The sequence below is a fragment of the Chloracidobacterium sp. D genome (assembly GCF_018304685.1).
GTDB classification, from domain to species: domain Bacteria; phylum Acidobacteriota; class Blastocatellia; order Chloracidobacteriales; family Chloracidobacteriaceae; genus Chloracidobacterium; species Chloracidobacterium thermophilum.
Window position 1 is genome coordinate 180,686 of record NZ_CP072635.1, and the last position, 11,700, is coordinate 192,385.

General features: G+C 62.7%; 8 protein-coding genes. 4 read left to right on the plus strand and 4 right to left on the minus strand.

Features of this window, described 5'->3' with window-relative positions; all coding sequences use genetic code 11:
- Positions 1-76 precede the first annotated feature (76 nt).
- The 3 genes from J8C01_RS11930 to J8C01_RS11940 all read left to right on the plus strand — a co-directional run bounded on the left by J8C01_RS11930 (position 77) and on the right by J8C01_RS11940 (position 4,756).
- Positions 77-847 carry an ABC transporter permease gene (locus J8C01_RS11930; RefSeq protein ID WP_014101347.1) on the plus strand — a complete coding sequence of 257 codons (771 nt, stop codon included), beginning with the start codon at positions 77-79 and terminating at the stop codon, positions 845-847.
- A gap of 105 nt (positions 848-952) precedes the next feature.
- Positions 953-4,078: an AMP-binding protein gene (locus J8C01_RS11935; protein ID WP_211433094.1), complete on the plus strand. Its 3,126-nt coding sequence runs from the start codon at positions 953-955 to the stop codon at positions 4,076-4,078.
- Positions 4,079-4,099: 21 nt separating this feature from the next.
- The gene (locus J8C01_RS11940; protein ID WP_211433095.1) at positions 4,100-4,756 is read left to right on the plus strand and encodes a phosphoribosylanthranilate isomerase; all 657 of its coding nucleotides are present in this window, start codon (positions 4,100-4,102) and stop codon (positions 4,754-4,756) included.
- A gap of 80 nt (positions 4,757-4,836) precedes the next feature.
- Here J8C01_RS11940 and J8C01_RS11945 read toward each other — a convergent pair whose 3' ends face one another.
- The 4 genes from J8C01_RS11945 to J8C01_RS11960 form a co-directional block, all read right to left on the minus strand.
- Positions 4,837-5,835, minus strand: coding sequence for a ribonucleotide-diphosphate reductase subunit beta (locus J8C01_RS11945; RefSeq protein ID WP_014101344.1), 999 nt, complete (start codon positions 5,833-5,835; stop codon positions 4,837-4,839).
- Positions 5,836-5,941: 106 nt separating this feature from the next.
- Entirely contained in the window at positions 5,942-8,344 is a 2,403-nt protein-coding gene (locus tag J8C01_RS11950) for a ribonucleoside-diphosphate reductase subunit alpha (protein ID WP_211433096.1), read from the minus strand.
- A 351-nt stretch (positions 8,345-8,695) separates the two neighbouring features.
- Positions 8,696-9,307, minus strand: coding sequence for a dephospho-CoA kinase (coaE, locus tag J8C01_RS11955; protein WP_211433097.1), 612 nt, complete (start codon positions 9,305-9,307; stop codon positions 8,696-8,698).
- Positions 9,308-9,341: 34 nt separating this feature from the next.
- Positions 9,342-10,334 (minus strand): threonine ammonia-lyase, encoded by a 993-nt coding sequence (locus tag J8C01_RS11960; RefSeq protein ID WP_211433098.1) that lies wholly within the window; start codon positions 10,332-10,334, stop codon positions 9,342-9,344.
- Positions 10,335-10,533: 199 nt separating this feature from the next.
- Between J8C01_RS11960 and truA the strand changes: the two genes are divergently transcribed.
- Positions 10,534-11,490, plus strand: coding sequence for a tRNA pseudouridine(38-40) synthase TruA (truA, locus tag J8C01_RS11965; protein ID WP_211433099.1), 957 nt, complete (start codon positions 10,534-10,536; stop codon positions 11,488-11,490).
- Positions 11,491-11,700 lie beyond the last annotated feature (210 nt).

Here is an 11,700-nt window from a genome sequence, read left to right on the forward strand (position 1 = left end):
GTCAAACGCTGTGGCGGGCTGAACGACGAAGCCGGAGGAAACACGCTTCTTGCAAGACCTGAAGGACATATCGCGGATGCGCCTGACGATTTTCCGCGATTACGGCTGGCTGCTGTATTCCCTCGTCCTCCGCGATTTGCGCGGGCGGTACAAGGGTTCGGTACTCGGTTTCTTCTGGACGTTCCTCAACCCGCTGCTGCTGATGCTGACCTACAGTATCGTCTTCGGGTACTTCCTGCAGGTCAACGCGCCAGCCTATCCGGTCTTTATCCTCAGCGGCCTGCTCCCGTGGATATGGTTTTCGACGGCCCTGCTGCAAGGTTCGACCTCGATTCTGGAAGGCGCTTCGTACGTCGGTAAGACCATTTTCCCCACGCCGGTGCTGCCGCTCGTGCCGGTGCTGGCCGGGATGGTCAACTACCTGCTGTCGCTGCCGCTGCTGTTGTTGCTCCTGCTCGTGTTTCGGCTGCCGCTGGGGTGGGGACTGGTGTGCTTTCCGGTGTTGCTTCTCATTCAGGCGCTGCTGCTGTCCGGGCTGACAATGGCGCTGTCGGCGCTCAGCGTGACGTTTCGGGATACGCAGCACCTGCTCGGCCACATCGTGACCATTCTCTTCTTTATGATGCCGATTATGTATCCGCTGACGGCGATTCCCGAACGGGCGCGGTGGATTGTCGAGCACAATCCGCTGGTGGGACTTTTTTACGGCTACCAGCAGATATTCTATTATGGCGAAGTCCCTGACCCGCGCCGGTTGCTGTGGCTGTTGGTGCTGGCCGTGGCGGTGTTCTACGGTGGGCAGTTCACATTCAACCGGCAGTCGGAGTCCTTTGCCGAACACATTTAGCGAACGCACGCCAGCGCCGGTTGTGGGGCGCGTGGGAGGCGCACGTTTGGGCATCTTTGCCGGCTGCGCCATTCCGTTTTTCAAGTCCAAGGAGAGTGCCAGCTTATGAGTGCACCGACGCCACAGGCTCGCCCTGTCATCAATCCGATTCGTACCCGGTCTGACTGGCAGGCCCAGCGGGCCGCCTGCCAGCAGGACCCCGGCGCTTTCCACGGCGCCATTGCGCGCCGTGAGCTGCACTGGTTCGACCCCGCACACCGGGCGTGGGTGACGTACGACGAAGCCGCCGCACGCTGGACGGGCTATGACGATGCGACCGGTGCGCCGGTGACGCCCGACCTGCCGCCGGATTTCAGCCCGTGGAAGCGGGCGTTTGACGACTCGGAAGCGCCTTTCTACCGGTGGTTTGCCGGTGCGTGGACAAATGCCTGCTTCAACGAAGTGGACCGCCACGTGCTTGCCGGGCACGGTGAGGAGGTTGCCTTCTACTTCGAGGGCGACCGCTGGGACCAGTCCCTGGATGAGGGCCGGGGCGGCCCCGTCGTCTCCTTTGCCGTTACCCGCAAGCAGCTTCTGCTGGAAACCGTCAAGGCAGCCCTGGTGCTTCAGAAGCTGGGGCTGCGCGCCGGCGACCGCATCGCCATCAACCTGCCCAACATCATGGAGCAAATCTATTTCACTGAAGCGGCCAAGCGGCTGGGGGTCATTTACACGCCGGTGTTTGGCGGTTTTTCGGCCAAAACCCTCAGTGACCGCATCCACGATTCGGGCGCCAGAGTCGTCATCACCTCGGATGGCGGCTACCGGAATGCGCAGATTGTGCCCTACAAGGAAGCCTACACCGACAAGGCGCTGGATGATTACGTTCCGGTGGCGGACGTGCTCGACATCGTTCACGACACGCTGGAACTGCTTACGGAGAAATCCACTTTCGGATGGTCGGGTGAGCATTTCCACGATGCCGTCATCGAGCATATCTGCCGGGCCGTACGGGAAGCCATTGCCGGGGACATCACCGTGGAGCGCGCCGACGCCATGCGCGGCGTCGGTGTGGGGTTGAGTGAACTGCGCCTGCTGTCAGCCAAGGCGAAATCCATGATTCGCACGGCCATTGCCAAGGCGCTTGTGACGACGCCGGCCCGCGTCGAAGCTGTCATCGTGGTCAAACACACGGGACAGGATATTGTCTGGCGTCCTGAACGTGACCACTGGGCGCACGACCTGCTGGCTGCGGCCAGCCGGCAACTGCTCGAAACGGCACGGGCGCGCGGGTTGGCCGTCGAAACCGAAGCCGATTTGCTGGCGCTGCCGACTGCGGATTTCATTGCCGTACTCTACGCGCATTCACGTCCGGTGCCGGTGGACGCCGAGTTTCCGCTGTTTTTCATCTACACCTCCGGCAGCACCGGGAAACCCAAAGGGGTCGTTCATGTTCACGGTGGCTATGTGGCCGGCATTGCCCACACGATGCAAATTGCGTTTGACGCGCGGCCGGGCGATGTCATGTATGTCATCGCCGATCCGGGCTGGATTACCGGGCAGAGCTATCTCATTTCGGCGGCGCTGACCACGCGCGTCACCAGCGTCGTGGCCGAAGGCGCGCCGGTGTTCCCCAATGCCGGGCGCTTCGCCTCCATCATCGAGCGTTACCGGGTCAACATCTTCAAGGCCGGCTCGACCTTCCTCAAGGCCATCATGAGCGATGCCCAGAACCGCGCCGATGTCGAGCGGTATGACGTTTCCTCGCTGCACGTGGCGACGTTCTGCGCCGAGCCGACTTCGCCTGCCGTACAGCAGTTCGGCATGGACCTGCTCTGCCGGCAGTACATCAACTCCTACTGGGCCACGGAGCACGGCGGCATCGTCTGGACGCACTTTTACGCCAACGAGGACTTTCCCCTGCGCCCCGACGCCCACACCTATCCGCTGCCGTGGGTGATGGGGGATGTGTGGGTGGCCGAGGAAACGGATGACGAGGGCGTCGTCCGGCGGCACCGCCCGGCCGAAATTGAGGAAAAAGGGGAAATCGTCATCACGCAGCCCTACCCCTATCTGGCGCGCACCGTCTGGGGCGATGTCGGGAAGTTTGCTGTGACGACGACCCCCGTGGGCAATGGGCGGGAAGCCGTGGCTGTTACGCCCGCCTGGCGCGGCGATTTCGAGCGTTACAAGAAGCTGTACTGGACGAAATGGGCCGGGACACTGGCCTACACCCAGGGCGATTTTGCACGCAAGTACGCCGACGGCAGCTTCAGCCTGCACGGCCGCTCTGACGATGTCATCAACGTGAGCGGGCATCGCCTGGGCACGGAAGAAATCGAGGGCGCCATTTTGCGCGACAAACAGATCAACCCCAACTCTGTTGTCGGCAACGTCATTGTCATCGGTGCGCCCCACCGCGAGAAGGGACAGACGCCGGTGGCCTTCATCCTGACGGCCGCGGGACGCAAGCTGACGACCGAAGACGAACGGCGGCTGTCGGAACTTGTCCGCCAGGAAAAGGGGCTGACGGCTGTTCCGTCGGACTACATCCCGGTCACGGCGTTTCCTGAAACGCGCAGCGGCAAGTACATGCGGCGTTTCCTCAAGAACCTGCTCTTTGGCGAGCCGCTGGGCGACACCACGACGCTGCGCAACCCTGAAGTGCTCGCTGACATTGCGGACAAAATCAAAGCCTGGCGCGAGAAGGCACGCCTGCGCGAAGAAAGCCGCGTGTTTGAGACCTATCGTTACGTGCGTGTGCAGTACTTCGACGTGGTGCCGCCCAAGGCCGGACAACCGGCCCAACGGATTGCGCTGGCCACGATTACCAACCCGCCGGTCAATGCGCTCAACGAACGGGCGCTGGATGAACTCATTACGGTCATCGAGCACCTTGAGCGCCGCGAGGATGTGAAAGTCGTCATCTTCACCGGCGAGGGCACCCGCTCGTTCGTGGCCGGGGCCGATGTCAAGCAGTTGCTTGACTTCAAAACCGTGGCGGAAGCCCTGCCCCTGCCCAACAACGCCCACCTGGCTTTCGGCAAAATCGAGCGGATGCACAAGCCGGTGATTGCAGCCGTCAATGGCGTGGCACTGGGCGGCGGCAATGAGTTTCAGATGGCCTGCCACTACACGGTAAGCGAGCCGACGGCCATCTTTGGGCAGCCCGAAATCCGGCTGCATCTCATCCCCGGCTACGGCGGCACGCAGCGGCTGCCGCGCCTGCTGGCGCTGCGGCGTGGAAACTGATACTGCCGGATGCTGTCAGCGATGCCGTCAGCGCCCGTCCGCATCAAAATCTGCGGTGTCACGTGCCCTGCCGATGCCGAGGCGGCCGTGGCCGCTGGCGCTGACCTGCTGGGGCTGATCTTTGCCCCTTCCAGCGTACGGCGTGTGGAAGTGGAAACCGCGCGCGCCATTGCCGCAGCCGTCCAGGGACGCGCCGAGACCGTCGCCGTGTTTCAGGATGCGCCTGCTGACGCCATCAATGCCGTCGCAACGCACATCGGTTGTGATTTCGTCCAGTTGCACGGGCAGGAAGCCCCGGCGCTGGCAGCCAGGGTCATCCGGCCGGTGATTCGCGCCGTGGTGGTGACGGCCGCCACGGCAGAAACGGAAGTCAGGCTGTGGGCGCAGACAAAGAACGTCGCCCACCTGCTGTTTGACCGCCCCAAGGCGCAACCGGAAGCCGACTGGGAAGCCTGGCTCGACCGCCTCTGGGCGGCGGTCACTTCCGGGACCGACCGCTTTCCGGGGAGTTTTGTCGCCGGCGGGCTTTCTGCCGAGAACGTGCCGGAGATGATTCGGCGGTGGCGTCCCTATGGCGTGGATGTGGCTTCCGGGGTGGAGTCTGCGCCCGGACGAAAAGACGCCCGACGGATGCAGGCCTTTTGCCAGGCCGTCCGGCAGGCGCTGGAACCGGTCTGAGTCCGGTCGTAGCTGCCAAAAACGAACGCCGACCCGGAAGGGGTCGGCGCATCCCTTTGGCTGTGCTTTCCGGTTCTGCCCTAGAAGGCTTCGTCGAAGGCGACTTCTCCGGTGACGCCGACCTGATAGGCCGCCACACGTCGTTCAAAGAAGTTCGTCACTTCCTGCACATCCTGCAGGTCCATGAAGGGAAACGGATTGCGGACGTAGAAGCGTCTTTCGCAGCCGAGTCGCGCCAGGCGCTGGTCGGCCACAAACTCCAGGTACTGCCGCATGTCGGCCAGCGACAACCCGGCCACACCGCCCGAAAGCAGGTCTTCCGCAAACTGCATTTCGCAGTCCACGGCTTCCTCAATCATCTGCACCAGGGCGGCTTCCATCGCGTCGTCGAACAGTTCCGGTTCTTCCTGCCGTACCTGGTCGGCGACGGCAAAGGCAAAGTTCATGTGCAGGCTTTCATCCCGGAAAACCCAGTTCGTCCCCGAAGCCAGCCCGTGCAGCAGCCCCTTGGAGCGCAGAAAATACACATAAGCAAAGGCCGCAAAGAAGAACAGACCCTCGACGCAACTGGCAAAGCACAGCAGGTTGAGCAGGAATTTCCGGCGGTCTTCACGGGTGTGCAGTTCATCGAGCAGGAAGATCGAATCAATCCACCGCTGGCAGAACTGTGCCTTGCGCGCAATGGAGGGAATGTTGTGGACAGCAGCAAAGGCGCGCTCCCGCTCAGCCAGGTCGGGAATGTAGGTGTCGAGCAGCGTCAGGTAGAACTGGACGTGGAGCGCTTCCTCGAAAAGCTGCCGCGAAAGGTACATCCGCGCTTCGGGCGCGTTGATGTGCTTGTAGAGGTTGAGCACCAGGTTGTTGCCCACAATGGAATCGCCGGTGGCAAAAAAGGCCACCAGGCGGTGAATGAGGTGGCGTTCCGCTGGTGTCAACCGGCTGTGCAGGTCAGCCACGTCGGTTGAAAAATCCACTTCCTCAACCGTCCAGGTGTTTTTGACCGCATTGCGGTACATCTCATAAAACAGCGGATACTTCATCGGCCGCAACGTCAGGTTGAAGCCGGGGTCGAGTAACATAATGAGTCCTCCTTACATTTCAGGCGCGCGGCGAACCGGTGCCGCGCCGCCCGAAGTACGAAACATTCTGCCCCTGGCCAGGTATGACGGGGATGGCTGACCGGGGTTACTGGCAGGCTTCACAGCTTTCCGGGTTGGCCAGCGAACAGGCCAGCGCCGCATCGTCCGATGGGGTGGGTTGTGGCGCGCCGGGGCCATTCCCGCCCGTACCGGCCGCGGTCGGCGCGACGGTTGCCTTGGCAATGGTCGTTGCCGGACGCGAGCGCAGGTAGTAGGTCGTTTTGAGGCCCTTCTTCCAGGCGTACATGTACATCGAAGACAGCTTGCCGATGCTGGGCGATTCCATAAACAGGTTGAGTGACTGGGACTGGTCAATGTAGGCCCCACGTGCGGCAGCCATATCAATGAGCGTCCGCATGGGCAGTTCCCAAGCCGTGCGGTACAGCCGCCGGAGGTCTTCGGGAATCGCGGCAATGCCCTGAATGGAGCCATCGGCCAGCTTGATCTGGGTACGGATGTCTTCGTTCCACAGCCCCAGCCGCTTGAGGTCTTCCACAAGGTAGCGGTTGATTTGCAGGAAGTCGCCCGAAAGCGTCTCGCGTTTGAAGAGATTGGACACTTGTGGCTCGATGGCTTCGTAGCAGCCGCAGATTGAGGCAATGGTGGCCGTTGGCGCAATGGCGATGAGCAGGCTGTTGCGCAGTCCCGTCGCCCGAATGCGCTCGCGCAGGGCCTTCCAGCGTTCGGGATCGGGCGGCGTAACGCCCCACAGATCGAATTGCAGAATGCCCTGGGCCGCGCGGGTTTCAGGAAAGGCCGGGTGCGGGCCATGCACTTCGGCCAGGTCACAGGACGCCGCCAGCGCGTGGTAATAGACCTCTTCCTGGATGCGGGTGGAGAGTTCCAGCGCTTCGGGCGAATCAAACGGCAGGCGGAGCTGAAAGAACACATCCTGCAGGCCCATCAGTCCCAATCCGATGGGCCGCCACCGGCGGTTGGATGCGGCGGTGGAGGGGATGGGGTAGAAGTTGATGTCAATGACGCGGTCAAGTTGGCGAACCGCGATGCGGACGTTGCGCGCCAGCTTCTCGAAGTCAAACCGGCCGTCCGTGACATGCCGGGCGAGGTTGAGCGAGCCGAGATTGCACACAGCGGTTTCCGTTGGGGAAGTGACTTCGATGATTTCCGTGCAGAGGTTGGACAGATGCACGACCCGGCCAGGCTGGGCCGTCTGGTTGCACTTGCGGTTGGCCGCGTCCTTGAAGGTCATCCAGCCGTTGCCGGTCTGCGCCAGCGTCCGCATCATCCGCTGGTAGAGGTCACGGGCGCGTATCTGGCGGGTGTAGAGTTTTTCGCTTTCGGCCTTGAGGTACGCCGCCTCAAACTCCTCGCCATAGAGGTCGGGCAGGTGCGGCACGAGCTTGGGGTCAAACAGTGACCACGGGCCGTCTTCCTCAACGCGCTTCATGAAGAGGTCGGGAATCCAGTTGGCCAGATTGAGGTTGTAGGTACGGCGCGCTTCATCCCCCGTGTTGTCACGCAGTTCGAGGAAGTCTTCGATGTCGGCGTGCCAGGGTTCGAGATAGACGCAGCAGGCCCCCTTGCGCTTTCCGCCCTGATTGACGGCTGCGACCGAGGAATCCAACGTTTTGAGCCACGGGACAATGCCGTTGGAGTGCCCGTTCGTGCCCCGGATGAGCGACCCTTTCGACCGGACGCGGTGATAGGCCAGCCCGATGCCGCCGGCAAACTTCGACAGCAGCGCCACATCCGTATATTTCTGGTAAATCGCCGCCAGGTCATCTTCCGGCGAGTCGAGCAGGAAACAGGAAGAAAGCTGCTCGTGGCGCGTGCCGGCATTGAACAGCGTCGGGGTGCTGGCCATGTATTCCAGCGAGGACAGCAACTGATACAGCTCAATGGCTTCGGCCACCGTTTGCGCCAGCCCGCTGGCCACGCGCAGGAAGAAATACTGGGGCGTCTCGATGACCGCGCGCGAGGTGGGATGCTTGAGCAGGTAGCGGTCATAGACGGTGCGCAGACCGAAATATTCAAATGCCTGATCGCGCTCGTCGCAGATGGCTTCGTCGAGCTTGCGCCGGTTCTCGCTGACGAAGTTGCGAACGCGGTCATTGATAAGGCCGAGGTCGTAACCGGCAGTGATGGATTGCGAAAAGGAATAAATGTTCTGGTTGCGGACTTCCTTGTGAATGTAGGTCGCCAGCAACCGGGCTGCGAGGCGCGAATACTCCGGCTCCTCGACGATGAGCGAGGCGGCCGTGTTGATGGAAAGCTGGTCAAGTTCGGCCGTAGTGGCCCCATCGTACAGTCCACCGATGGTTTTGGTCGCCACCCGGTAGGCGTCTATATTCGTCAGCCCGGTACAGCACCGGCCGACGGCGCGGATGATCTTGTTCACATCCACCGGCTCGTAGCTGCCATTGCGTTTTCTGACACGCATGCTCGAAGGGATGGTCTCGGTTTGGCGGGCCGCAGCGGATTCGTTCATGGCAGTGACTTCTTTATAAGCAGGGACAACAAGGGCAGTGAGTGCGTCAACGTGCATGGGCGGAAACGCCGCAGATGTCGTCGTCGGACCCCGGTGCGCCAGCTTGTTCCCGTGAAGGATTACCTGGTTGGTGAGTTATCCGGGCAACCTGCCCGGTGAACGAGCGCGATTGTGGGCTGGAGGCGGCGGATTTGTCAAGGCGTCCGATACAAGATGTTGTGGCTTTTGCCCGTAAACCTACCATCCGTCGTAAGTTAAACCGTGCGCAAGGCCCCGCCGTCGCCCGGAACCCGGGCGAACCCTGGAGGCAAATCCTGGGCTGGACGGACGTCGCCCCACGAGCGCCAAGCTTCAGCGGGTCAGGGCGCGGGCGCGCATGGCCGCATGCAGGGCAAGCACCTGCTGGCGGGTCGGCTCGAAGCCTTCCGAGGTGTCAATCTCGAAGTCGGCGTAGCGCCGTTTTTCTTCCGACGGCATCTGGGCGGCGATGCGCTGGGCGGCTTCTTCACGGCTGAGGCCGTTGCGTGCCATCAGGCGGGTGAGTTGGATTTCGGGGCGGCACCAGACGACCACCACCACGTCAAAGCGCCGGTAGCCGCCGGATTCAATGAGCAGCGCCGCATCCACGACGGCAATGCCCTGTGGGTCACGGGCTTCGACTTCGCGCAGCAGGCGGTCCTGTTCGGCGTGGACGCGCGGATGCACGATGGCATTGAGCCGGGACCGCGCTTCGGCGTCGGCAAACACCAGGCGACCGAGTTTGGCGCGGTCCAGCGTGCCGTCGGCGGCCAGTACGTCCGGGCCAAAGGCGTCCACGATGTCGTTCAACGCCGGCATGCCGGGCTGCACAACGGTGCGGGCAATGTCGTCAGCATCGAAGACATGGCAGCCCAGTTCGCGCAGGAGAGCGGAAACATAGGATTTGCCCACAGCGATGCCGCCTGTAAGTCCGACGCGAAGCATAGGGCCACCTTGCCGGGACGGTTTGCGGGAGGGTTCAGTTGATGCCCATCAGCATGTCGGCGGCCTGCTGGTAGGAGGCAAAGACGCAATCGGCTGCGGCGTTTCCGCCACAGATGAGCGCCACCGGGCACTCGTACTTGCTTATTGGGACGCCGCCATCCAGCAGGGCAGCTACCACGGCGGCCCCAGCCGGCTCGACAATCTGGTTACATTCCGCCCACAGCCACCGCATCGCCTGGACCATCTGGCGGTCATCAATGAGGTGTACCGTATCCACGTACTGGCGTGTAACGCCGAAGGTCAGCTCACTCACGCTGCGGGGGGCCAGCGTATCGGCGATGGTACGCACCTGTTGGACGCCCGTCCGGCAGCCGGCTGCCAGGCTTTTGCTCATCGAAGGCGCGCCGACCGGCTCGACGCCGATGATGGTCACGCCGGGCTTTTTCTGGCGGATGGCTGCCGATGCGCCGGCAATCAGCCCGCCGCCGCCGACGGCCACCAGCAGGCAGTCCATGTCGGGCAGGTCTTCGAGCATCTCCAGTCCGACGGTGCCCTGTCCTTCGACGACCGAAACGCCGTCGAAAGCCGGGACGTACGCCAGACCTTCCGCCGCAGCATGTTCGAGCGCCCTGGCGTTGGCATCGTCCCAGGCTTCGCCGTGCTTGATGACTTTGGCCCCGTAGCGCGCAATCCGCATGACGCGGTCTTCGCTGGCGCGTTCGGGCAGGTACACAATGGCCGGCACGTCGAGACGGTTGGCTGCATACGCCAGCGCCAGCCCGTGATTGCCGCCGGAGGCCGTAATCACGCCGCGCTGACGCTGGGACGGATCGAGCTGGAGCAGGGTGTTGAACACGCCGCGCGCCTTGAACGAGCCGCTGACCTGCATGTTTTCAAGTTTGAAGTGAATGCGTGGGTGCACGTCACGGTGCACCAGGGGCATCGGCAGCATCGGGGTATGGCGGATGTAAGGGGCAATCCGCTCCCGCGCGGCCACGAAGGCTTCGAGGGGAATCGAGTACGACATAAAACGACTTGAGCCAAGGGTAAAATCAGTGCTAACCGCACTCAGTAGTGTCGGGCGTTTGGCCGCGACTGTCCAGTAAAATCTCTCTCCCGAAGACGACCGGGGGAGAAACCGCCGGGCGGCATGTCTGGCGACCACGATGCATGTCACGATGCACGTCAGGCGCGGGTGCGACTGCCTCGCGCCGGAAAGTCAGGAAATGATGTCCAGGCCAGAGAAGAATGGGAAGGTTGCCCAACCGTCACGCTATGCCTATCGGTTGACCATCGAGTACGACGGCTCACGGTATGCCGGATGGCAGGAACAGCGTCAGGTGCGTACGGTTGCCGGAGAGTTGCGCCGGGCATTGAGCGAAGTGCTTGGCGACCCGGCGCTTGACCTGGGCGGGGCCGGGCGGACGGATGCCGGTGTGCATGCGCTGGGGCAGGTTGCCCACCTGCGAACGGTAACGCGCCTGGACCCGGATGAACTGCGTCACCGGGTCAATGACGCGCTACCGAGCGATATTTGCGTTCTTGATGTCGCACCGGCCCCGCTGAGTTTTCACGCGCGGCACGACGCCATTGCGCGCTATTACCTCTACCAGATTGCGTTGCGGCGGATGGCCTTTGCAAAAAAGTACATCTGGTGGGTGCGGGACCGGCTCGATGTGGAAAAGATGCGCGCGGCAGCGGAAGTCCTGCGGGGTTTTCACGACTTCACGGCGTTTTCCCAGAAGGGCCCAGTTAACCACAGCCTGACGCGCGACGAGCGGGCCCGGACGGAATCGAAGCTCGTGGATGTGCATGAGCTGACCGTGAACCTGCGGCCGGGGATGATGGTCGTGCGGATTGGCGCGTCGCACTTTTTATGGCGGATGGTACGCCGGATTGTCGGGGCGCTGGTGGCCGTCGGCGCTGGAAAGCTGACGGTGGAGGACATCCGGCTGGCGCTGCGGCGGGCGCAGCCGAATGAGACCATCGCGCAGTTGACGGCCCCGGCTTCGGGCCTGTTTCTGGAAAAGGTGGAGTATCCGCGTGAGTTGGTTGACCCGCAGCCAGTGGATGTCCTGGCGCGGCTGGGACTGCCGGCCGAGCGGGAAGCAATGGTGCAGAAGTACCGGTCGGAGCCGAAACGCCGTTCACCGCCGCGGCCGGCGCGCCCCGGCCGCCCCTAGCTCCTGTCCGTCTGGTGGACAGCCTTGGCGGCGGTATAGCTGATGTTGAGATTTTTGCACCGATTCGTGCAGACTGAACCTCTTTCCGACCCCGTTGCGCGCCGTTGCCGCCTTCTGTCCCCCCGGAAGATTTGTCGGCAGCGGCGACGAAAATGCCGCGGCCGCAGTAGTGGCTTGTCGCCAGAGCAGAAATCGTTGGAGCTGAACATG

Coding starts and splice junctions, on each gene's coding strand:
- J8C01_RS11930 (WP_014101347.1), top strand. CDS start 77: ATGCGCCTGACGATTTTCCGCGATTACGGCTGGCTGCTGTATTCCCTC.
- J8C01_RS11935 (WP_211433094.1), top strand. CDS start 953: ATGAGTGCACCGACGCCACAGGCTCGCCCTGTCATCAATCCGATTCGT.
- J8C01_RS11940 (WP_211433095.1), top strand. CDS start 4,100: ATGCCGTCAGCGCCCGTCCGCATCAAAATCTGCGGTGTCACGTGCCCT.
- J8C01_RS11945 (WP_014101344.1), bottom strand. CDS start 5,835: ATGTTACTCGACCCCGGCTTCAACCTGACGTTGCGGCCGATGAAGTAT.
- J8C01_RS11950 (WP_211433096.1), bottom strand. CDS start 8,344: ATGAACGAATCCGCTGCGGCCCGCCAAACCGAGACCATCCCTTCGAGC.
- coaE (WP_211433097.1), bottom strand. CDS start 9,307: ATGCTTCGCGTCGGACTTACAGGCGGCATCGCTGTGGGCAAATCCTAT.
- J8C01_RS11960 (WP_211433098.1), bottom strand. CDS start 10,334: ATGTCGTACTCGATTCCCCTCGAAGCCTTCGTGGCCGCGCGGGAGCGG.
- truA (WP_211433099.1), top strand. CDS start 10,534: ATGATGTCCAGGCCAGAGAAGAATGGGAAGGTTGCCCAACCGTCACGC.